The following is a 20,708-nucleotide window of genomic DNA, read 5'->3' as shown; positions in this document are numbered from 1 at the left end:
AACGGTATGTCTTTTTCGGTACACAGCGTAAGCACCCGCCAGGCCTTTCAGAAAAACATCATCGCCGGCATCGCGACGTATTGGGAAATAGCCCCGGGCATCGAGTTCTGCCTGCGACGCGAGCCCCACAGCTTGGGGCTTGCGTTACAGATACAAAGCCAGGCGCTAGGCGTGAGTCAGGTCCGGCGGGCGCTCGAACGACGCTTTGCCCACCCGAGTGACTACGCGCAACTGTTCCTGTTTCTCGATCCGCAGCGCGCGCTGGTGGTCTGGCAGGCGCTGCCCGAATCACCGATCTCGTCGCAGATGCTCGACGAGATCCAGTCCCGGCAATTGTCGTTGCTGGGCCTGGAAGACCTTGACGATTATTCGGTTACTTACTGAAGGCCCGTGGCCGAGGGAGGCTTTGCATGACCACCACACCGCTCGCCCAGCGCTTGATCTCGGCCCTCGCGGAACACCTGCATGCGCAGCTGCAACTGGAGGGCGGCGTCTGCGCGCTGTATGACGCAAGCAACCGGGAAGCCGTGATCATCGAGCTGCCCGATCACGGCGATGTGGCCATCCTCCATTGCGCGATCGATGTGCCAGCCCATGCACCTGGCCTGCACAAGCGCCTGTTGGAGCTCAACTTTCGACTGGATCTGCTCGGCGGCAGTTGGCTGGCCCTGGACGAAAAGAGCAGCGTTCGCTTGTGTGCCCATTGCCCGTTGTCGATGCTCGACGAGGCGCGGTTCTGCCATTGGATCGTAGGTTTCATCGGCCAGGTCGGCGAAGTGCGCGCACGCTTGATGCCGTCCGCTACGTCAGCGGCCTCACGTCCAACCTCGCTCAATGCGAGCCGCACCCGACTGGTCTAGACAGCAAAGAACCGTGGCGAGGGGATTTATCCCCGCTGGGCTGCGCAGCAGCCCCAAAAGCAAACGAACTCATTTTTATTGGCACACCGAGTTGTCTGGTTGGGGGCCGCTTCGCAGCCCAGCGGGGATAAATCCCCTCGCCACGGGTCGTTTCTCCTGAATCATTGCGAGCCTTACCGAAGCTTCATCGCCTCACCTCCCTCCTGCATGACTCTCCTCGCAGTGTCCATGAAGCCCTTGGTGACTTCCGTCACCGTGTCGCTCATCAACTTGGCCATGTCGGCCGAGCTCTTGACGATCATCATTTCGCTCTGACGCTCCTCCATTCGCATCTGCATATCGAACTGCCTCGCCATCAACTGCTGTTGACGGGTTTCCATCTCGCTCATGAACGAGTCGGGCGTGCGAGGCGGCGCGGTGGAACCGGGGCTTTGCGTGTCATCCAGCGGTCGATCGTCAGACGGCGTAGCCGTGCGCTCTGCACCCCGTGTCCGGGTCCGGCCGCGCTGGTGAACCGCAGGGGGCGACGAAGACGAGCGCCCCCGCCCATGCAGGCTTTGAGTGCCGGTACGCTGCTGGGCGTCGCGAGGCTGCTGGCTTAACGAGGGCGAGCGCGACGAGTGCAAGCCGTCGACGCCATGCAGGGCACCAGTGCCCCTTATGGAATTGGCCAGTGAATTGGGTTCAGGCATAGGGGGAATCTCCACGAGTCGGTGTGTGCGGTGGGACTGCCGGCAAACCGGCATCGCCCGGGCGATCCCGGGCTCACTACCTGAGTGGCACCCCGGTGCGCACCGGTTCCATCGGCCTCAGCGCAGGTTCAGCTCCGGGATCTCGATCACCTCGCCCTTGGCCTCGTCATCCAGCTCGCGCAAGACCCGATAAATATGCGCAACGGCCTGGAGCGTTTCCCGCGGGATATATCCGCCTACGTCTTCCTTGTAGATCGTTCGCGCCAACCAGATGCATTGAATGACCGGGATACGCGCCGCCTTGGCTCGCTCGATCAGGGCACGCGCATCCGCATCGACGCCCTTGGTGATGAGCTGCGGCAACGGCGTCTCCTCCGGTCGATAGAGCAGCGCGACGGCGAAGTGCGTCGGGTTGACCACCAACACATCGGCCTCTTCCACCGGCTTGGTTTCCTTGCTGGCGGGTTGGTCGACCAACTGCCGGGCCAGGCTGCGTCGATGCATCTTGACGTGGGGATCGCCCTCCATTTCCTTGAATTCCTTGCGCACCTCTTCTTCGCTCATACGCAGGCGCTTGGCGAAAAAATATTTCTGCAAGCCAAAATCGAGAATCGCCAGCACCAGCAACACGTCCAGACAGATGTGCATGATGTGCCGGAACAGGCTGGCGAGCCCGCGCCAATAGCCATGCAGATCACCGTTGACCAGGCTGATCAACGACCCGAGGGCAGGCATAGTCACCAGGTAAAGCACGCTGGCGATGAACACTGCCTTGACCAGCCCCATGAACAGCTGGATCAGCGCCTGGGCGGAAAACATCTGCTGGGCCTGGTTCAACGGGTTCAAGCGGTTCGGATCGGGGTGAAGGGCTTCGGGCGCGAACAGGAAGCCGAACTGTACCCAACCGGCGATCAGGCGCGTGGCGATTGCCAACCCGACGGTCATCAAGGTGAAACCGAGCAACACGCCACCGGCATGGGCCAGGGTTTCCTCGAAGGCGCGCACGAAGTCGCCGTCCAGCCGGTGCAACGGGAACAAAACCATTTCACCCAGCGCCTGCATGCTGTTGTCAGCCTGGGTCAATGCCACTTCGGTGACTGCCGTGAGTACCAACAGGCTGCTCAGGTCCTGGCTCTGGCCGACCTGGCCTTTTTTGCGGGCGTCACGGATTTTCTTCGGTGTCGCGCGTTTGGTCTTTTCCCCGCTGTCTTCACTCATGAACGAGCCCTTCCTTCAAGGCCCCTGCAACAGCAGGTGGAGCAGGTTGCGGATTTCCCCGTAACGGCCGAGACGGCCGGTCATCGCGTCCCATAACGTGGGCAAATAGAACAGCAGGAAGCCCAGCCCGACCAGGCTTTTCGCCGGCATGGCGAGGACAAAGACCTGCAATTGCGGGCTATACAGGCTGAGCAAGGCCAAGGCGAACTCCACCAGCAACAGCAAGCCGATGAAGGGCGCCGCATAAAGCATCATGTGCATGAACATTTCGGCAAGCAGCCCGAGGAACACCCCGAAACCATCCGCGCCAGGTAACGGAAACCAGACCGTGGGCGACCAGACCAGGTAACTGTCCCAGATCACCTGGGTCAGCGTGCCGATGCCCAGGGCGGCGACCAGCAACAGGATCGTCATCTCCTTGAACAGGTGGCCCAACGGCGTCGTATCCGTGCCGAGTGCCGGGTTCAACTGGCCGCCGATGAGCGCACCGCGCTGGTTATCGAGCAAGGCCCCCACCGACTCGTACAGCCAGAACGGCATGGCCAGCAGCACCCCGAGCAGCAGGCCCAGCACCACCTCCTTGAACATCAACCCAGCCAGGGTCAGCCAACTGACCTGGGCATCAATCAGCGCCTGGCGGATGCCCGGCGCCGGCAACATGCCCAGGGCGAACACCACGGCATGGCGCGGCAGGCCTCGCAAATGCTGGAAGCAGAACACCGGGACCAGGTAAGCCACCGGATAGATACGCGCCATGCCAAGGGCGATCGACAGCAGCAAGTCGAGATAGGGAAGGAAGGCCTGGGTCGTCATCAGGTGCTGGCCATCAGTTCAAAAGCCCGACGCAACAGGCCCAGCAGCTCGGCGCCAATCCAGCGACCGGTGACCAGCAAGGTCAGCCCCACGGCCACCAGCTTGATGCCGAAGGGCAAGGTCTGGTCCTGAATCTGCATCAAGGCCTGCACCAGGGAAGTCAGCACGCCGACGATCACCGCGACGATCAGGGGCGGTGCGGACAGCAGGACCACCAGCAACATGCCTTCCTTGAACAACGTCATCGCGTCCATTGCATGCCCTCAGAGATAGGAATAGAACAGGCTGTCGAGCAATTGCGTCCAGCCTTGCACGAGGACGAACACCAGCAGCTTGAGCGGCAACGAAATGGTCATCGGCGCGACCATCTGCATACCGAGCGCCAGCAGCAGGTTGGACACGATCAGGTCGATGACAATGAACGGGATGTAAATCAGGAAGCCCATCTGGAAGCCCGCCTCGAGCTCCGACAACATGAAGGCCGGGATCAGCAGCATCAGGTCGTCGCGACTGGCTTGCTCGGCGCGCTCCTTGGGCCACATGCGCTGGGTGTTTTCCAGCAGGTGGGTGAGGATGTCCGGGTTGGTATTGCGCGACATGAAGGCTTGCAGTGGTTTTACCGCATTCAAGGCAGAACCCTGCAACGCCTCGGTATTGCTGAAATCCAGTGGCCGCTCCTTCAGCTCCTCGGCGATGTCGTGGCCGACCGGCGCCATGATGAACAACGTCGCTGCCAGCGCAATGGCATACAGCGCCATGTTCGGCGGCACCTGCTGCACGCCGATGGCGTTGCGGGTAATCGTCAATACGATGGCGATTTTCAGGAAGGCGCTGCAAATGATCAGCAACAAGGGAACCAATGAGATCCCGCCGATGAACAGCGCCAGCAGAAAGGGGTCGACCCCCTGGAAGCTCATCCAGCCACATCCACGCGAGTGATCTGCAGACCGAGCCGGCCATCCACTTCTACCAGTTCGCCGTGGGCCAAGGCCCGCTCGCCATGGAACAACGCCGCCGCGCCCGGCGCCACGCCCTGGACCTGGAGCACCGAGCCGGGTGCAAGGTCGCGCAACTCGCCGAGGGTCAGGCTCAAGTGGCCGCAACGTATCGTCAGCGCCAATGGCAGGTCGTCGAAACGCTCGCGGGTGGCGGCAGGATCTGCAACCGGCGCCTGCGTTGCATCGGAGTCGACGGGGTAAGGCGCTGGTTGCTCGTCGACTTCAGGTGCCTGGACGTCGGGTTCGTAGCGAGTGGTGTCGTCCCAGTCGGGCGTCAGGATGTCGGTGTCGGCGGTGGTGTTCATAGCGGTTTCCTCCAGAGCGAGCAAGGTCAGGCGCAACGGCGCGGCACGGTCGTATACCCGGACCCGCGCACATTGCCGGCCCAGGCGAATGATTCCCTGGCCGGATGGATCGAACAGGGCGGACTCCGGAACCAGCACGTCACCGGGGCGCAGCGCGGCCACGTGCCTGGCGGCCAACGTCAGGTGCCCCAATGGCAGCGGAACATCCAGCGCAAGGTCGTCGCCCCAGGGCACACCCCGACGCTGCCAGGGCGCTGCGCCAAGCACCCCCAGCAGCGTCGTCCCGGCGATTTGCAGATGGCTCGTGGCACGGGCCGCGCCTGTTTTCACCTCGATCCGGCAGGCGATGCCCTCGACGACGTGACCGGCCAGCGGTCTCAGAAAACCGAATGCCTGCCGCAAGGACTCGCTCAGGGTTTGCTGGAACAGCGCCCAGAACCAGGCGTCATCCGCGCAAGGCTCGGCGGGCAGGACCACTGGGCACTCGCCGAACAGGCTGAGTACCGGGCCGGGCTCGTCGAGGGCCAAGGCACCTTGCGCACACTCCAGCACAAACGGCGTCGCTCTCGCCGCGCCGCTGGCCGGGGTCAGTTCCACCACGCCCGCTTCGCCCGCCACCTCGAACGGCAGACTGACGCCAGCCCCCAAGCGCTGCCGGGCGGCGGCGTCATCGCTGCACATCGATCGCAGCGCCAATGCACGTACGCTCATGTCGCACTCGCCTCCTCTGCGGATGCCACGCGCACCGTCACCGGCTGGCCCAGGCTCTGACCCAACGCCTCTTCCAGGCGCCCGGACCGACTCGATAACCGCGAACGTACTTCTTCGGTTTCTCCACTCAGGCCAATGTCCCAGCCAGAGGTCCCGGCCAGACGCTGCGCAGAGACCCTAATCCGTCCCAGGTGGGGAAGGTGCAGCAGCAGGTCCAATTGCTGGTCGAGCGTGGCCCGCAGACGTGGCGAAAGCTGATCGACAAAGGCGTCCACTTCGCCGCTCTCCAGGCCCACCCACCCTGACAGGGAGCCGGCGCTGGCGGTGTCATCCTCGCCATTGCCCCGAGGTGCGTCGACCCACTGGCGAAACCAGTAGCCGTCACTGCGCCCGGCGATCATTTCGGGGTCGCGTTCGGAAGCGGGCGCAGGCTCGCGGGCCGCCGGACGGGTGGCCCGACTCACCTGGACAGGCGCGTGCTCATGCGCACGCGGCGCGTGGCGGGCGGATGCAGCCGGCGGTCCACCGCGTACCGTGCGTTCATTCATCATCGGGGACCTCCACCAGGTACTCCATCATGGCGCCGAGCTTTTCCAGGTCACGCCTGCGCCCTTGCAATCGCTGCTGCGCGGCTTCGGTATGGCGTGCCTGCTGCGCCTGTTCCTCGTCCAGCGCCTGCAAGGCCCGCGCTTGCTCCGCCAGCTCGCCGATCAAGCGCCGCTCCTCGGTGCTCCAGGCATTGAGTTCGCAAATGCTCAGCGCACGGCCACGGTGCTCGCCGTAGAGGGCCTCGCGCTGAGCCGCCTGCTGCTCACAGGCTGCCTGCCAGCGCGCCCGCGCGGCGGCGAACGCGGCCTGGCGCTCGCGCAAAAGCTCGCGCTGCTGGCGCCAGGCCCGTTCGGCTTGCGCCTCGCGATGCCGGCGCACCGGCGCCAGGGCGTCCAGATCAGCCCGGGACATAGGCGGTCAATTGCTGGAGGTGGGCCAATGTCGACGTGAACGTCTCCGGCTCACGCAAGTCCTGGCGCAGGAATGCGTCCAGGGCGCTGCGGGATTCCACCGCCAGGTCGGTCAAGGGGTCGGCGCCGGCCTGATATTCCCCCAGGCGCAGCATCAGTTCGATCTGCTCGTAGGCCGACAGCAACCGCCGCAGATTGATACCCGCTCGAAGGTGCTCGGCCTCGGCGACATTGGCCAGGGTTCGCGACAGGCTGGCCAACACGTCGATCGCCGGGTAATGACCGCGCTCGGCGAGTTTGCGCGACAGCACGATGTGACCATCAAGCAGCGAACGCACTTCATCCGCTACCGGATCGTTCATCGAATCCTGTTCGATGAGCACCGTATAAAGCGCGGTGATCGCCCCCTCATTGCTCAACCCGGCCCGCTCGACCAGACGCGGCAGCAGGCTGTAGACCGAAGGAGGCAAGCCGCCGCGCCCCAGCGGTTCGCCAGCGGCGAGGCCGATTTCCCGTTGGGCTCGGGCGAACCGGGTCAGCGAGTCGATGAGCAGCAGGACGCGCTGGCCGCGGGCGCGAAAGCCCTCGGCCAAGGCCGTGGCGGTGAATGCCGCGCGGGCCCGTTCCATGCTGGACCGGTCGGAGGTGGCACACACCAGGACTGCACGAGCGCGCAATTCATCGTCCAGTTCGTGGTCGAGAAATTCGCGCAACTCGCGCCCGCGCTCACCGATCAAGCCGAAGACAATGACATCGCAGTCAACGTTGCGGGCCATCTCCGCCAACAATGTGGTCTTGCCGCAGCCGGCGCCGGCGAACAACCCGACACGCTGGCCCTCGCCAAGTGTCAGCGGGCCATCGATGGCGCGTACACCGGTCATCAAGGGCTGTTGAATGCGCGGTCGCGCGGTCGGCGCAGGCGCTTCGCCAATCACTTGCGAGGCCTGCAGCACCTGTGCCCCGGCGAATGCGCCCACGCCACCGTCCAGCAGGGGCCGACCGAAGCCGTCCAACACTTGCCCAAGCAATTGCGGGCCGACAGTCACCCGGTGGGGCATGCCCAGTGGTTCCACGACGGCGCCGACCCGCACGCCCTCAAGGCCACCCAAGGCGCTGAGCAAGGCATCGTGGCGGTCGAAGCCGACGATTTCGGCGAGCAACGGCTCGCGCGCGTCACGTTCGACCTGGCAGAGGTCTCCGATCTGCGCTCCCGGCAGCCGGCATTGCAACAAGATGCCGCTGACCCGCTGTACCTGTCCGCGCACCATGACCGGCGAGAACCGGCGAAGATGCGCCCGTTGTCCGGCCTCCCAGCTCTCCAGCCGTGCAATGGCCGCCTGCGTCATCACCAGGTGACCTCGTAGCGTTGCTCACCTTCGAAGGTGACCTTGCCGGCATCGATCGCGGTCAGGCGCAGCCCATCGATCTGGTCGCCCAGAAACAGCCGGCGGCCGTCGGACGTGACGACGTGGCCATGTTTGCCGCCGACGATCTGGGCAATCTGAAACGGCAGTTGACTCAGCCGCTCCCTGACGTTGGTCGTGATCGCGACCGACGTATCGTAGCGGGCATGGAAACGCTCCATCAGCCGTTCGACCATCGCCAGGCGTTGACGCGGCAACTCACCCACCAGGGCCAGTCGGCCGTCCTGGACCTCGGTCTGCACATGGGCATCCAGGTCACGCTCCTGAAGCATGCGATCGAGCTCCAGGCGGACCGCCTCGACGGTGTCCAGGGCCACCTTGGCCAGCTTGGGCTGTTGCACCGCGCCGGGCGCCACGGTCGGTGCCGGCTGGCTGGTGAAGGCCAAGGCGCTGGAGGCAACGGTGATCACCGCGGCAGCGATGCCCAGGCGCTTGGGCCAGGAAGGCCGCGCCGCAGCCCTTTGCGGTTCGCGCTCTGCCGCCAGGTGCGCGGCGTCATCCAGGGCTGCTCCTTCAGGCCAGGGCTGATCCGCCGGGGCCAGGCACAACCAGACGCCAGCGATAGAGAACGGCGCATTGCTTTGCAACGCCCCGGCGGGAATCCAGGGCTGGCCTTGTGCATCACAGACCTTCCCCTCCAGTGAGTCCAGCAACCATTGGCCCTGAACCTGCCTGAGGGCCACGTGATGTGCGCAGATACCTGGATCGTATAACGCCAGGTCGGCGTCTTCCGCCGCTCCCACTACCCATTGCTCGCCTACCAGCGGCAATGCCGCACCTCGGTGCAGACCACTCAATACACGCAGCTCGAACATGGCCAACTCCTCAAGGCGCGACGGGGGTGCGCCCACAATCCGGTTGAACGACGGGGCACGGGTAGCCCTCGTCCACTGTCACAGCCAGGCCATCGAACGCGCCTGGATTTACATCGTTACGCGTGGCAGCGCTGCCCGCGCGCCGAGGGAAAAAAACCCTCATGCGGCGTCCTCGATCCGCAGTTGTTCCTGCTCGAGATCGAAGCGCCCCAGCACGGTGACCTGGGCATTGCTGTGCAACTCGCTGAAGGCAAGCACGGGCACGTGATTGAACTCGTCACGCAGCAAGTCACGCAGCGGCGCGCGCAGGTCCTGGGCGACCAACAGCACCGCCACGCGTTTGGCCCGCAACGGGAAGCCTTCGCGCAGCTGCAAGACCAAGGCGCGGGTATGTACGCTTTCCAAGGCAAAAAAGGTTTCCGTCTGGGTCTGGCGCAACGCGTCGCGCAGCAGCCCTTCGGTTTCCGGCGTGAGTAGCCAGACGTGCAAGCCGTCTTCATCGCGGTACTGGTGATAGATCTGCGACTTCAGGGCGATGCGGGCGTAGTCGGTGAGCGCACCGACATCGCGCTCGTGCTGCCCATGCTCGATCAACGACTCGGCGATCAATCGCACCGCTCGCAGCGGCACGCCTTCGCCTGCCAAGCGTTGCAGCACGGCGGCGAAACGGGCCAAGGGCATGGTCCGCTGCAGCTCCTGCACCAGCTCTGGCTGTCCGGCTTCGAGCCAGCTGAGGATCGACTTGCTTTCCTGCAGGCCGAGGAACTGCGGGCCGGTGGCAAACATGGCCCGGCTCATGCGTTCCACCAGCAGCTCCCCCGCCGGCACCGCTTCCACGCGCTCGTCCGCCAGCAGCGGGTCGTCGGGGGCCAGCCAAAGCCATTGATGCTCGTCACGCACCTCGCTGCCGACCCGGGCATCCTGCGGCTCGAATGGCAGCGGCCCGCGCGCCACCGCCACGCGGTCACCGAAGGTCGCCCGCAACATCGGCACTTCGTGCACGCAGAACCGGAACTCGTCGTCTTCCAGCTGCGTGCTGTATTCGATCTCGAAGGGCGGCAAGGTCAGGCCAAAACCTGCAACGAGCGCGTTGCGCTTTTTGCGGATCGACTGGATAACGTCCTCGGCGGCCGGGTTGCCTTCCATCGCCTTGGAAAATTGCAAGAGATAGGCCCGGGTCGGGTCGAAGCTGCGCAGGTCCTCGGCGCCATTGTGTTCCGGCGTGACGACCGTTTCAGACTGCTCCGCCTGGCGGGCCTGTTTTGCCCGGCCATGCAACTGGATGATGCCCGCCGTGCCGGTGATCAAGGCAATCACGATGAACACCAGCGTCGGCATGCCGGGCAACGCGGCGAAGCCGAGCATTCCCACCGAAGCGATGACCCAGGCCTTGGGCTCGGCGGTCAACTGCTTGGCGATTTCCTTGCCTACGCTGCTGCCGGCTGGCTGTCCTTCCGGCGAGACGCGGGTAATGATCATGCCGGCGGTCAGGGAAATCAGCAGGGCCGGGATTTGCGCGATCAGACCGTCGCCAATGGTCAACACGGCATACAAGTGCATCGAGTCGGACGCGCTCATGTCATGCTGGACCATGCCGACCGAGAAGCCGCCGATGAGATTGATCACCACGATCACCAGGCCTGCGATGGCGTCGCCCTTGACGAACTTCATCGCCCCGTCCATCGCCCCGAACAGTTGGCTTTCCTTGTTCAGTTCCTCGCGGCGGCGACGGGCCTCGCTGACATCGATGAGGTTCGCCCGCAAGTCGCTGTCGATGGACATCTGTTTGCCAGGCAGCGCGTCCAGCGTGAACCGCGCCGCGACTTCGGCGACCCGCTCGGAGCCCTTGGTGATCACCAGGAAGTTGACCACCGTCAGGATGAGAAAGATGACCAGCCCGACCGCAAGGTTGCCCCCCACCACGAAATTACCGAACGCCTGGACGATATGACCCGCGTCGCCCTGGAGGAGAATCAAGCGCGTGGTCGCCACCGACAGCGCCAGCCGGAACAAAGTGGTCAGCAACAGCACCGCCGGGAACGAGGAAAACGCCAACGGACGCGGCAGGTACAGCGAGAGCACGATCAGCAGGCAAGAGATGCAGATGTTGATGGCGATCAGCGCATCGACCACCGCCGTCGGCAACGGCAGGATCAGCATGAACACGATGCCGAGCACCACGAACGCGCCGGCCACCTCGATACGTTGCACCGCCGCCTGGGCGACTTTGTTCAGCATGGCGATCATGGACGCGCTCCAATAACCGGTTCGGCGGTCTGTCCACGGGTCTCGCCACGGGAACGCTCATCGAGCAGCACGAGCAGATTTTTCAGCGCGCTCTGGCGGCTTTTCGCATCGCGCCAGAGCGCCAGCGGCAAACGCTTGAGCAAGGGGTACAAGCCGTTCAAGGAGACCAGTTGGTCGCGCTCCTGATCGCCGCCCAATTCACGGCCGATGCGACGCACCTCCGCCGAAGACAGGCCGCTGCTGACAAACCCCAGCATGCGCTGGAGCAACAGCACAGCCGTAAGCTGGCTGGCCGGGCAACTGTAGGCCAGTTGCTCCAGCAAACGGCGACAGCTTTGCAGCACGCTGCTCAGTTGCGTCGAGGCAGCGAGGCCGATCAGCAATGTGCGCAGCAGAGCGGTAGGGCGCGAAGGGGCATGGGCGGCGATGTCGTCAGCCAGCGCGCGGCGCATCATGTCGAGCCCCGAGACGAATGCCGCTTCGCCGAACAGACCAAGCAACGCCTGCATCATGGTCGGCAAGGATTGCTTGAGCACCACGGTGTCGTAATAGAGGCGCCGTACCGCCTGGCGCAGTTCCGGATCGCCACCGGAGGCCCGCAGGGCCTCGGCGATGTTCATGCCGGCCTGGATCTGCGCGCCATAACGCTCGCGCAACAGTTGCAGATAGTCGCGGGCACGCTTGGCTTCGACGAGACGACCCTGCGTCTCGGCGTCCAGCAGTGCCTGCTTCAGGATCAGGTCGGTGCGGGCCGGATCTCCGCCAGTCGATTGCACCAGTTCTTCAAGTACCGGCTGGCCACCGAGCAGGACGCCGGCCTGGGCAGCCATGGCCCCCAGGCTCTGCTTGCCGGGGTGGCCGAGTTGGTCGTACCACTCTTCCAGTTGTTCACGGGTCTCGACCCGCACCTGGCCCACCTCGCTGCGGGCATTACGGATGCGGCGCTGGTTCAGCGCCTTGGTATTGCGTTCCACATGATGGCTGAAGGTCATGCCGACCTCCTCCATCGAACTGGACTGCGTGGCCTGCGACGACTCGACAGGCCTGCCAACGCCCGCGACAGCCGAAACGGCCTGGGCGAGATTGGCGGCAATGTGCGCATTTGTCGGGGCTTCTACTTTCATGATGACCGGCAGCGTGGTTTCGGACGCTCAGTGGGTGGCGGTGATCCACCATTCGGTTCCATCGCCATCACGGGCTTTTCTAAAGCGAACGACCGAGTCGTCCGCGGGCCGTTTCCCGAAGAGCCGGTCGGTGCAATTTCATGCAGTGGACGTCTGGAAAGCCGTGCACGGCCTTGCACAAATAGAGCATTTGCACCAATAAAAATACCTTAAATTTCAAATAGATAAGAGTTAAATCTGGCTTGGCACAGGTCCTGCTGAAGGGGAAAAGTCGACACACCCGTCGACACCAGGGAACCCATTCAGAGGGATTTATTGATGAACAGCCTGAACCTCATGCTTCCCCCGCAAACCTCACCGACACGTCCGAGTGCGCCCGGTGTCAGCTTCGGCGAGGAGCGTAAGCTGCGTCTGTTTGTGCAAAAGCGTGTACTCAATCAAGACGACGCCGACGACATCATCCAACTCACGTATCTGGAAGCCTGGCGCAACCAGGAAAAATTCAAGGGGCTGGCCAAGCCGGACACCTGGCTATGCGGCATCGCCTTGAACCTGATACGCAATCATTTCCGCCGTTTCTATGCGCAACCGCCACTGAGCACGTTCGACGAAAGCGATTTTCACGAATCCAGCGACGACATCGACCTGAGTGAATTGTGCGACAACCGGCGGCTGCTGGACCGCACGCTGCTGGCGATGGACGCCCTGCCCAAGGACATGCGCGACACCTTGTGGACTGCCGTGGACACCGAGAGCAGCTACCGCGATGCCGCCGAACGGCTGGGCGTGCCCATCGGCACCGTGCGCTCACGATTGTTTCGGGCCCGTGAACAACTCAAGAAAAGCGTCTATGGAGAAACCCGGCCATGACCAGTAATCGTTTGAACAGCCGAGCCGACCTGCCACGTGGCGTACGTCGCTATACGCCCGATGACCTGCCAGTGATGACGGATATCTTCAACGAAAGCGCTCTGGGGGGAACCAGTTCCCCGGTACTCAGAGCGTTTTCCCTGAAGGAAATGACGTTCTTCGTCGATTGTTTCGTCAAGGAAGGTGACCCGATCTACGTGCTCGAGCGCGGCGGCGAGGTAGTCGCCTGGTTGATCGTCAACCGCTTCTGTTGGGGTGCCCAGGCCTGCCGGTTGACCGGCGAAGTATCGATCTATGTGCGCAACGACCACATTGGCAGCGGCGTCGGCATTCGCCTCGGCCAGGCCGCCGTGGTGTTGGCCAGACGTTATGGTTTCGAGACGCTGGTGGCCTGGATCATCGAGCACAACGAGGCGAGCAAGCGGGGCGTGCAAGGATTGGGAGCAACGCTATGGGGACGTTTCCCGGGTATCGCCCGATTCGCTGACAAACGTGCGGATGTGGTGCTCTATGGATTGGACCTGATACCTATCGACACCACACCCGTCAGCTCTTCAGTGCCTGCGCAGACAAGGGAGGCCAGCCTGGCTTGAATCAACGGCTCGTCCGGCAAGAGGCCGGGCGAGCCGTTGCCATTTTTTGCACTGGCAACCGTTGATCTCGTGGCGAGAATTCCCCGCGGGCCCGACGCCTGGCCACCCGGATCAATCCACCGACCAACGCACCGGCAACGCATCCGGCCCCCTGAAATTGGGTACATAGCGCCAGCGTACGGCGCTGGGCTCCACCGCCAGTTGCAGCCCGGGACAACGCCGCAGCAAGGTCGCCAAGGCTATCTCCAGTTCCTGCCTCGCCAGCGAAGCCCCCAGGCAGTAATGAGTACCTTTGCCAAAAGACATGTGCGGGCAGGCCGGGCGAGTGATATCCAGTGTGTCCGGATCGGCGCACATCGCCTCGTCACGATTGGCCGCCCCCACCACCGCCACCAGCAGTTGCCCCCGCTGCAAACGCTGTCCGGCCAGTTCCGTGTCCTGGGTGACGAAACGAACCATGGCCCGTTCCACCGCCGAGTCATAACGCAAGAACTCTTCCACCGCGTCGGGCATCAATGTCGGCTCATCCCGCAATTGGATCAATGCCTCGGGATGCTGCATGAGCGTGTGCACGGCATTGCCAATCATCGATGCCGAAGTTTCGTGCCCGGCGATGATCAGCAGCGCAATCATGCTGCACAGCTCACTTCGGCTGAGCATACTGCCCTCTTCCTCCACCTGGGCCAGGGCCGACACCAGATCGTCGGCCGGTTGGGCCCGGCGCTGCTCGATCAAGGCGAGCATGTAGCGGGCAAATTCTTCGTAGCAGCGCTGCAGTTCGCTCAGGTCATGGCCCACCTGCCGGACAATCATGTGGGACCAGCGCCGGAAATCGTCGCGATCCTGAGCAGGGACACCCAGCAGTTCGGCGATGACGGTAATCGACAGAGGAAAGGCATATTGGCTCACGACGTCCATCTGTCCGCTCGACTGCACTGCGTCCAGCAACGTCTCGGCGATTTGTTCGATGCGCGGTCGCATGGCGTTCACTGCCTTCAAGGTGAAGGCCTTGTTGACCAGGCGACGCAGGCGGCGATGGCTCTCCCCGTCGCGGTTGAGCATGTGCTCATTGAGAAATGCGATGGACTGCTCGCCGCCGAGCATCGCCGCGAACCGCGGATCGATGCGCGACGGATCACGGGCGAAGCGATCATTGTCCAGCAGGACCTCTTCGACTTCCCGGGCACCGGTGACGTACCACATCGGCAACTGCCCGTCGGGCTGGCTGAGGAACACCGGAGACGACTGGCGCAGCGCCGCATAGTGCCGATAAGCCTCGCCGCGAAACGCGTCGCTATTCAAATCAAGGGTCCGCTCGTACGCCATGAACACTCTCCAGAGGAAGGAATCGTTGCCCATGAGTGGCTGGACTGGCGTAAAAAGATCCCTGCCAGCGCAAGCTCGCCCACCAGCCCCCTATCGCCTGTCACCGGATGAACCGTTTGCCCGGCCAGCGTCACTCAAGGGAAACCCAACCCCGCGTGGAGCTGACATGACGCATGAACTTGCCATCCATGGCCACTGTGACCCTCGCTTCGAGCCGGTCAGAGAGGCTTTTATCCAACTGATGAAAAGCCCTTTCGAACGCGGCGCCGCCCTGTCCATCCAGATCGACGGCGAAACGGTGATCGATCTGTGGGCCGGAATTGCCGGGCCGGAACCGGACGTCCAATGGCAGCGCGACACCCTACTCAACCTGTTCTCTTGCACCAAGCCGTTCACCGCAGTGGCGATAATGCAACTGGTGGGCGAAGGACGCCTGGACCTCGACACGCCGGTCTGCCGCTACTGGCCCGAATTCGCCAACGCCGGCAAAGCGTCCATCACCGTGCGCCAGGTACTGTGCCATCGCGCCGGGCTACCGGCGTTGCGCACTCCCCTGGCGCCCGAAACGCTTTACGACTGGGACACCATGATCGACCTGATCGCCGAGGAACGGCCCTGGGCCGACGCCGGCAAACAGCAGACCTATTCGCCGCTGCTGTTCGGCTGGATTCTCGGTGAATTGCTGCGCCGGGTGGATGGCATGGCCCCGGCGCAAAGCATCCACCAGCGGGTGGCGCTGCCACTCGGGCTGGATTTCCATATGGGCCTGGACGACGCGGACATCGCTCGATGCGCCTACATGGCGCGCACCAAGGACGACGTCGATGACGAGGCCTTTGGTCGAGTGCTGCAGTTCGTGCTCAACGAGCCGATGGCCATGAGTTCATTGGCCTTCGCCAATCCGCCGATGGTGCTGGGGCGTAGTAACGAAATCGGCTGGAAGCGCATGACCCAGCCGGCGGCCAACGGCCACGGCAACGCCCGCAGCCTGGCGGCGTTCTACGCCGGCCTACTGGACGGACGCCTGCTGGAATCACCGCTGCTCAACGAAATGCTGTGCGAGCACAGCGCCGAATACGACCCGACGATCCAGACAGCCACCCGTTTCGGCCTGGGCATCATGCTCGACCAGCCGGACGTGGCGAACGGCAGCTACGGCATGGGAACGAGCGCGTTCGGCCACATGGGCGCCGGTGGCACCATCGGCTTTGCCGACCCGGAGCGCGGCGTGGCCTTCGGCTTCGCCTGCAACACCATCGGCTCCTACGTCCTGATGGACCCTCGCGCACGCGGCCTGGCGAATGTCGTGATGGATTGTTTGTAGGACCGGATGATGTTCGGCTCAAGCCTAAGGATGTATGTGGCGAGGGGATTTATCCCCGCTGGGTTGCGAAGCGACCCCCGAAGCCTGCCACCGCGGTACGCCTGGTCGATCGCATTCAACCTTTTTGGGGTTGCTGCGCAACCCAGCGGGGATAAATCCCCTCGCCACAGATGCATTTACTTTTTGAGGTAGACCGCGTCTCGGCCAGTGCGCTCACACCCCGGGTGGCACTGCCGCCTCGGCCACCTGCGGCTCGACCGTATCTGGCGAAGCGACCACTTGCTCTTCGCCATCGCCGACCCGGGGCAACGCGGCCTTGGCGATCATGTCCGGTTGCGCCAGCAACTTGCGCGATGCTTCCACCGGCATCAGCAAACGCCCCCTTACGCGGCCACGGCCGGCCGGGTTGAGCATGCGCAACTCCCGCTCATGCACCCCCGATAACTGCGCCAGCTGCGCCAGGTCCACCGGCTGCGCCAAGGCGACCATCTGGAAGTACGGCTGGTCGGCAATGGGGGCCAGGCTCACGCCGTAGTCCGCGGGAGTGTTGATCAGTTGCGACAAAGCCAGCAGCCGCGGCACGTAATTCTGGGTCTCGCCGGGCAGCGACAGGTTCCAGTAACTGGTCGCCAGGCCACGGGCGCGGTTACGCGTGATGGCGTCGCGTACCCGTCCTTCCCCGGCGTTGTAGGCAGCCAGCGCCAGCAGCCAGTCGCCGTCGAAGTAATCGTGCAAGTAAGACAAGTAATCCAGGGCAGCCCGGGTGGAGGATGGAATATCCCGGCGCTCATCGTAGTCACCGTGCTGCTGCAATTGGTAACGGCGTCCGGTGGCTGGAATGAACTGCCAGAGCCCCAACGCCTGCGCAGGCGAACGTGCATTGGGATTGAACCCGCTTTCGATGGCCGGCAGCAAAGCCAGTTCCAGGGGCATGTTGCGCTTGTTCAGCTCGCCCACGATGAAGTGCAGGTAACGGCTACCGGCACGGCCGGTCTGGGTAAGAAAAGCCGGGCGTTCCATCAACCAGCGACGCTGCTCGTCGATGCGGGCCACGCCCTGGGTCCGGGTCTGCAAGGAAAATCCCTGGCGCATGCGCGCCCACAGGCTGCCGCCGCTTTGCGGGGATGACTCGCCAATCTCGATGATCGTGTCCGTGGGCGCCGGTTCAAGCCAGCGTAGCTGCGCGCGGTAAGGCTCGTTGGCGAAACGGTCGCCAATGGTCAACTGCGGTTCGAGATGCTGGCATCCGTACAGCAAGGTCCCCATGGCCAGCATGGACAAGCCTTTGGGGATGGATCGCAGAGCTGGCGAAGATGCAAGTGATCGGGACATGGGCGGTCAACCTTGAATGAGGTGGCGCCATTGGGTGGCAGATCACCGGCCAGCGGTTCCACCGGTCAGTGGAACCGAAATGCCCCGGCTGTCACTCATCAGGGGCAGCAGGCGCTCGTCGGTGCCTGAATGACAATGCGAGGTCCATCATGGCGTCACCCACCTATTGCAAGCTGATCGATCAGCTCTGCGAACTCACGATGATTCCCAGCCCGTCAGCGTTCTACGAAGAGGCGAACCTGTCGGTCAAGGATGTGGACTTTTCCTTGAAGCACACGCCTGGCGTGGGCGAGGGAGACGTTTTTATCTACTGCGGCTTCGGCCCCCTGCCCGTGGCGAATCGTGAAGCGGTCCTGCAACGGCTGCTGGAAACCAACCTGTATCTGCTCAGCGGCGCGTTCTGCCCATCGCTGTCGTACAACCGCGACAGCAAACAGGTGGTCCTGATCGGCCACGTCCCGCTGGAGGGCCTTACAGCCGAGCGCCTGCTCGGGCTGATGGGGGGTGCCGCCGACATGGCGCTGATCTGGCGCGATGGCTATTTCTTCGACGGTGCCAGCCCAGACGACGCCGCCAAGACCGCCCAGCCCAAACCCACCCCGCGTAGCGCAGGGCTCAACAACGCCCTGTCGATCTAGGAAGGAGAACACGACATGCCAGCAGTATCAGTAGGCGGAACCTCAAGTTCGGCGCCATTGCACCCGCAGCAGGACGATCGGATCCTGCCGGTGAGAACCAGCCTTTCCGAGCAGGTTCGCCCGTCCACGACCCCCCTTGTGCCGTATCACTTCGAAGGAAAGGCGTCCGACAAGACTCAGGAAACGCTCAGGGTCAAACAGGAGCGCTTGCAAGGAATGATCGGCAGGCTCGGTAAAAAAGATCCTGAGGGGGACCCCATCGGCTTTGCCCGTGAGCATATGAAACTGGAAGCAAAGGTATTGAGCTATGCGCCAGGGACAAGCTATCAAGACGTGCAAAAGCACCTCGCCGAACTCGGCGGCACGCCCCACCCGATGCTGTCAGGCCAGGAAGAAACCGAAGCATTCGCCAAGGATTTCAACGAGTACCTGGCCAAGAACGAGGGCGACAGGGAAGAGAGCGGAGGTTTCAAAGCGGTCTGGGACAAGCACTGCGAGCGCGTTGGTAATACCCTCGGCGCCTATCATTCGCTGTGTCAGGAAGTGATCGATCAAACCCCGGGAGAAGGCGATCTCAAGCTGCTGCGCAGCAGTCATGAAGCCTTTCGCGGTTATGCCAAAGGCGTCACGCAAGCCATGACGCAGGACATGCCCCAGTGGCTGAACACGTTCATGGAAAGCCGGATCGAGCACGCGCAACTAGCGGCGAACAACGAGAGCCTTCCCCAGGCCGACCGAGACAAGGCGAGGGATGAGTTAGGCCAGTTGCGTGAGGTCAACAAAGAGCTTGGCGGGTTGCTGAAGAAGGAGGACGACAAACCTAGCAAGCTGGCAGCGGCGACGAAAAAAAACGAGGTGCTGGACACCGCACTGAAGAACGTCGCACGCCAGGACTACGTGGCCGAACTCAAGACCCATAGCGGCTTCGTGACAGGCCTGGCTGTATTTGCCGACGCAGGAATCCCCCAAGGCCTCGCGTCTGCCGGACACTTCGGCGCTGCCACCGCGGCGATCGACGAGGCGATGGCGGACCAGTCCTTCGGCAAACATGTGGCGGCGACGTCAACCGTCCTGGGTACCGCCCACAAGGTAATCAGCGATGGCCTGCGCCCGTTTGTCCAGGTCGTCGTCGACAAGACGATCGGCCGGGGGCTGGAAAAGGTCGACCCGCTGGCGGTATACCCCAAGGCCCTGCAAGACATCACCGTGAACGGACGCCGGGTTGCCAACGCCCAACGTGAGACCATCGACGCGACACAGAGCGAAAAGCGCGCCGATTTCAAACTCAAACAGAACGCCAATAATTTTGGCACCATGAGCGGCGACTTCACCGGTTACCTCGCCTTCGGCGCGGCTCATGCGGTGAGGGACACGATAGATCAGTTCACGTCCGTCAACGCCTCCGGTATCGCAGCTCGCAGTGTCGCCTCTGCGGTAGGCGGCACCTTCATGGCGGGCGGGCAGGCGGTTGCCAAATATGCCCAGACCCATGGCGATGAGCAAATCCCCACCTACCGCGTCACGAAGGAAAACCGTGAGTGGAAAGAACTCCTGCCCAAGGCGTTTGCCGAGGCGACTGGCAAGCTCAACCCGATCAGCATGGCCAATGTCAGTGACTTGGCCAACCGGATCGTGGGGGTGGGCCCAGGGATCGCCATGCGCACCGGCGTTGGGGATGCCGCCGCGGTGGGTGAAGACCCTGAAGTCAAAGAAAAAATGGAGCAGATCGTCACTACCTTCTTCTCGTCCGGCCTGACGCTGCTCCCATTCTTTGCCAACAGCGTGGCGGCACCGCTCGAGAACAAGGCACTGAGCGACGGCACTGACGACCTTGCCAAGCGGGCGCAGGTACCGTGGCAGAACGTAACCAACCCTAACCGGGATACCCTGCCACACACCCAGACCGAAGGCTTGACCCGCAACCTGGAGAACGTCTATCACGTCACCCGCGGGCTGACCCAGATTGTTCCGCAGGGCAGCCTCTCCGCGCTCAACATCACCTCCGACTTTGCCAAGGGGTTGGTAACGAATCGGAAAAAAGCGCCCGCTGGCGACAACATGGAGCTGGCAGAACGCGGCGAAGCCCCGCCACAGAGCGGACCGTCCAACGAACCAACACCCACCCCTCGACCTAGCTGAGAAAGCCGCCGGACCATCGCTCGGTGGCCCGGCATCCCTCCTTCCACGCTGGCCGCAGGAAATTCCTGCGCCAGCCCTCGCGACACACTCCGACCGCCCCCCCGTGGCGAGGGAGCTTGCTCCCGCTCGGCTGCGCAGCAGTCGTAAACCGGCCAATGCGGTATGACTGAATTACCATGGTGCCTGGCTTCTGGGGCTGCTGCGCAGCCCAGCGGGAGCAAGCTCCCTCGCCACGGGGATTCGCCCGGGTTGGGAAAAATCCTTCCGAGGAACGATGCGTCGGGAAGCGCTCGCGTGTTAAACAGGGGACCAACGGGACC

21 protein-coding genes are annotated in these 20,708 nt (G+C 63.3%); 7 read left to right on the top strand and 14 right to left on the bottom strand.

Annotation, left to right across the window (positions count from 1 at the left end; all coding sequences use genetic code 11):
* Positions 1-6: 6 nt before the first annotated feature.
* Complete coding sequence (locus tag J3P84_RS01810; RefSeq protein WP_434571107.1) at positions 7-384, top strand: type III secretion protein HrpV; 378 nt, start codon at positions 7-9, stop codon at positions 382-384.
* 26 nt (positions 385-410) lie between these two features.
* Entirely contained in the window at positions 411-860 is a 450-nt protein-coding gene (locus J3P84_RS01805; protein ID WP_434627292.1) for a type III secretion system chaperone, read from the top strand.
* A 173-nt stretch (positions 861-1,033) separates the two neighbouring features.
* Here J3P84_RS01805 and J3P84_RS01800 read toward each other — a convergent pair whose 3' ends face one another.
* The 12 genes from J3P84_RS01800 to J3P84_RS01745 form a co-directional block, all read right to left on the bottom strand.
* Positions 1,034-1,552, bottom strand: a complete 519-nt coding sequence (locus tag J3P84_RS01800; RefSeq protein ID WP_434627290.1) for a type III effector — start codon at positions 1,550-1,552, stop codon at positions 1,034-1,036.
* Positions 1,553-1,669: 117 nt separating this feature from the next.
* The gene (sctU, locus tag J3P84_RS01795) at positions 1,670-2,770 is read right to left on the bottom strand and encodes a type III secretion system export apparatus subunit SctU (protein WP_434627288.1); all 1,101 of its coding nucleotides are present in this window, start codon (positions 2,768-2,770) and stop codon (positions 1,670-1,672) included.
* A gap of 15 nt (positions 2,771-2,785) precedes the next feature.
* On the bottom strand, positions 2,786-3,583 hold the full coding sequence (gene sctT / locus J3P84_RS01790; RefSeq protein ID WP_434627286.1) for a type III secretion system export apparatus subunit SctT: 798 nt from the start codon (positions 3,581-3,583) through the stop codon (positions 2,786-2,788).
* Positions 3,583-3,837, bottom strand: a complete 255-nt coding sequence (sctS, locus tag J3P84_RS01785; protein ID WP_305498097.1) for a type III secretion system export apparatus subunit SctS — start codon at positions 3,835-3,837, stop codon at positions 3,583-3,585. Before sctS ends, sctT begins: the two co-directional genes overlap by 1 nt.
* Before the next feature lie 9 nt (positions 3,838-3,846).
* Entirely contained in the window at positions 3,847-4,500 is a 654-nt protein-coding gene (sctR, locus tag J3P84_RS01780) for a type III secretion system export apparatus subunit SctR (RefSeq protein WP_305498095.1), read from the bottom strand.
* Complete coding sequence (gene sctQ, locus J3P84_RS01775; RefSeq protein ID WP_434627283.1) at positions 4,497-5,597, bottom strand: type III secretion system cytoplasmic ring protein SctQ; 1,101 nt, start codon at positions 5,595-5,597, stop codon at positions 4,497-4,499. Before sctQ ends, sctR begins: the two co-directional genes overlap by 4 nt.
* Complete coding sequence (locus J3P84_RS01770; protein ID WP_434627281.1) at positions 5,594-6,148, bottom strand: type III secretion protein; 555 nt, start codon at positions 6,146-6,148, stop codon at positions 5,594-5,596. Before J3P84_RS01770 ends, sctQ begins: the two co-directional genes overlap by 4 nt.
* Positions 6,138-6,557 (bottom strand): hypothetical protein, encoded by a 420-nt coding sequence (locus J3P84_RS01765; RefSeq protein WP_434602163.1) that lies wholly within the window; start codon positions 6,555-6,557, stop codon positions 6,138-6,140. The genes J3P84_RS01770 and J3P84_RS01765 overlap by 11 nt, the downstream gene beginning before the upstream one ends.
* Positions 6,544-7,902, bottom strand: a complete 1,359-nt coding sequence (locus J3P84_RS01760) for a FliI/YscN family ATPase (RefSeq protein ID WP_434627279.1) — start codon at positions 7,900-7,902, stop codon at positions 6,544-6,546. The genes J3P84_RS01765 and J3P84_RS01760 overlap by 14 nt, the downstream gene beginning before the upstream one ends.
* A complete protein-coding gene (locus J3P84_RS01755; RefSeq protein WP_434627277.1) occupies positions 7,902-8,795 on the bottom strand; it encodes an FHA domain-containing protein in 894 nt (297 codons plus the stop codon). The genes J3P84_RS01760 and J3P84_RS01755 overlap by 1 nt, the downstream gene beginning before the upstream one ends.
* Positions 8,796-8,954: 159 nt before the next feature.
* Positions 8,955-11,042: a type III secretion system export apparatus subunit SctV gene (gene sctV, locus J3P84_RS01750; protein WP_434627275.1), complete on the bottom strand. Its 2,088-nt coding sequence runs from the start codon at positions 11,040-11,042 to the stop codon at positions 8,955-8,957.
* Positions 11,039-12,166 carry a TyeA family type III secretion system gatekeeper subunit gene (locus tag J3P84_RS01745; RefSeq protein WP_434627273.1) on the bottom strand — a complete coding sequence of 376 codons (1,128 nt, stop codon included), beginning with the start codon at positions 12,164-12,166 and terminating at the stop codon, positions 11,039-11,041. The genes sctV and J3P84_RS01745 overlap by 4 nt, the downstream gene beginning before the upstream one ends.
* A gap of 318 nt (positions 12,167-12,484) precedes the next feature.
* Between J3P84_RS01745 and J3P84_RS01740 the strand changes: the two genes are divergently transcribed.
* Both J3P84_RS01740 and J3P84_RS01735 read left to right on the top strand, forming a co-directional pair.
* Positions 12,485-13,036, top strand: coding sequence for an RNA polymerase sigma factor (locus J3P84_RS01740; RefSeq protein ID WP_305498082.1), 552 nt, complete (start codon positions 12,485-12,487; stop codon positions 13,034-13,036).
* Positions 13,033-13,629, top strand: coding sequence for a GNAT family N-acetyltransferase (locus J3P84_RS01735; RefSeq protein WP_434627270.1), 597 nt, complete (start codon positions 13,033-13,035; stop codon positions 13,627-13,629). The genes J3P84_RS01740 and J3P84_RS01735 overlap by 4 nt, the downstream gene beginning before the upstream one ends.
* Positions 13,630-13,740: 111 nt before the next feature.
* On the opposite strand, the gene J3P84_RS01730 is transcribed toward J3P84_RS01735, so the two are convergent.
* The gene (locus tag J3P84_RS01730) at positions 13,741-14,955 is read right to left on the bottom strand and encodes a cytochrome P450 family protein (protein WP_434627268.1); all 1,215 of its coding nucleotides are present in this window, start codon (positions 14,953-14,955) and stop codon (positions 13,741-13,743) included.
* Between the two features lie 166 nt (positions 14,956-15,121).
* On the opposite strand from J3P84_RS01730, the gene J3P84_RS01725 reads away from it, so the two are divergent.
* Positions 15,122-16,279: a serine hydrolase domain-containing protein gene (locus tag J3P84_RS01725; protein WP_434627266.1), complete on the top strand. Its 1,158-nt coding sequence runs from the start codon at positions 15,122-15,124 to the stop codon at positions 16,277-16,279.
* A 213-nt stretch (positions 16,280-16,492) separates the two neighbouring features.
* Here the strand turns inward: J3P84_RS01725 and J3P84_RS01720 are convergent, their stop codons facing one another.
* Positions 16,493-17,611 (bottom strand): transglycosylase SLT domain-containing protein, encoded by a 1,119-nt coding sequence (locus J3P84_RS01720; RefSeq protein ID WP_434627264.1) that lies wholly within the window; start codon positions 17,609-17,611, stop codon positions 16,493-16,495.
* A 149-nt stretch (positions 17,612-17,760) separates the two neighbouring features.
* On the opposite strand from J3P84_RS01720, the gene J3P84_RS01715 reads away from it, so the two are divergent.
* On the top strand, positions 17,761-18,249 hold the full coding sequence (locus J3P84_RS01715) for a CesT family type III secretion system chaperone (RefSeq protein WP_434627262.1): 489 nt from the start codon (positions 17,761-17,763) through the stop codon (positions 18,247-18,249).
* Positions 18,250-18,264: 15 nt separating this feature from the next.
* A complete protein-coding gene (locus J3P84_RS01710; RefSeq protein ID WP_434627260.1) occupies positions 18,265-20,388 on the top strand; it encodes a type III effector in 2,124 nt (707 codons plus the stop codon).
* Positions 20,389-20,708: the final 320 nt, after the last annotated feature.

The organism is Pseudomonas sp. Z1-29, from assembly GCF_051131995.1.
GTDB lineage: Bacteria > Pseudomonadota > Gammaproteobacteria > Pseudomonadales > Pseudomonadaceae > Aquipseudomonas.
The sequence above is the reverse complement of the archived record's forward strand: the minus strand, read 5'-3'. Positions and strand labels throughout refer to the sequence as shown.

Coding starts and splice junctions, on each gene's coding strand:
- J3P84_RS01810 (WP_434571107.1), top strand. CDS start 7: ATGTCTTTTTCGGTACACAGCGTAAGCACCCGCCAGGCCTTTCAGAAA.
- J3P84_RS01805 (WP_434627292.1), top strand. CDS start 411: ATGACCACCACACCGCTCGCCCAGCGCTTGATCTCGGCCCTCGCGGAA.
- J3P84_RS01800 (WP_434627290.1), bottom strand. CDS start 1,552: ATGCCTGAACCCAATTCACTGGCCAATTCCATAAGGGGCACTGGTGCC.
- sctU (WP_434627288.1), bottom strand. CDS start 2,770: ATGAGTGAAGACAGCGGGGAAAAGACCAAACGCGCGACACCGAAGAAA.
- sctT (WP_434627286.1), bottom strand. CDS start 3,583: ATGACGACCCAGGCCTTCCTTCCCTATCTCGACTTGCTGCTGTCGATC.
- sctS (WP_305498097.1), bottom strand. CDS start 3,837: ATGGACGCGATGACGTTGTTCAAGGAAGGCATGTTGCTGGTGGTCCTG.
- sctR (WP_305498095.1), bottom strand. CDS start 4,500: ATGAGCTTCCAGGGGGTCGACCCCTTTCTGCTGGCGCTGTTCATCGGC.
- sctQ (WP_434627283.1), bottom strand. CDS start 5,597: ATGAGCGTACGTGCATTGGCGCTGCGATCGATGTGCAGCGATGACGCC.
- J3P84_RS01770 (WP_434627281.1), bottom strand. CDS start 6,148: ATGATGAATGAACGCACGGTACGCGGTGGACCGCCGGCTGCATCCGCC.
- J3P84_RS01765 (WP_434602163.1), bottom strand. CDS start 6,557: ATGTCCCGGGCTGATCTGGACGCCCTGGCGCCGGTGCGCCGGCATCGC.
- J3P84_RS01760 (WP_434627279.1), bottom strand. CDS start 7,902: ATGACGCAGGCGGCCATTGCACGGCTGGAGAGCTGGGAGGCCGGACAA.
- J3P84_RS01755 (WP_434627277.1), bottom strand. CDS start 8,795: ATGTTCGAGCTGCGTGTATTGAGTGGTCTGCACCGAGGTGCGGCATTG.
- sctV (WP_434627275.1), bottom strand. CDS start 11,042: ATGATCGCCATGCTGAACAAAGTCGCCCAGGCGGCGGTGCAACGTATC.
- J3P84_RS01745 (WP_434627273.1), bottom strand. CDS start 12,166: ATGAAAGTAGAAGCCCCGACAAATGCGCACATTGCCGCCAATCTCGCC.
- J3P84_RS01740 (WP_305498082.1), top strand. CDS start 12,485: ATGAACAGCCTGAACCTCATGCTTCCCCCGCAAACCTCACCGACACGT.
- J3P84_RS01735 (WP_434627270.1), top strand. CDS start 13,033: ATGACCAGTAATCGTTTGAACAGCCGAGCCGACCTGCCACGTGGCGTA.
- J3P84_RS01730 (WP_434627268.1), bottom strand. CDS start 14,955: ATGGCGTACGAGCGGACCCTTGATTTGAATAGCGACGCGTTTCGCGGC.
- J3P84_RS01725 (WP_434627266.1), top strand. CDS start 15,122: ATGACGCATGAACTTGCCATCCATGGCCACTGTGACCCTCGCTTCGAG.
- J3P84_RS01720 (WP_434627264.1), bottom strand. CDS start 17,611: ATGTCCCGATCACTTGCATCTTCGCCAGCTCTGCGATCCATCCCCAAA.
- J3P84_RS01715 (WP_434627262.1), top strand. CDS start 17,761: ATGGCGTCACCCACCTATTGCAAGCTGATCGATCAGCTCTGCGAACTC.
- J3P84_RS01710 (WP_434627260.1), top strand. CDS start 18,265: ATGCCAGCAGTATCAGTAGGCGGAACCTCAAGTTCGGCGCCATTGCAC.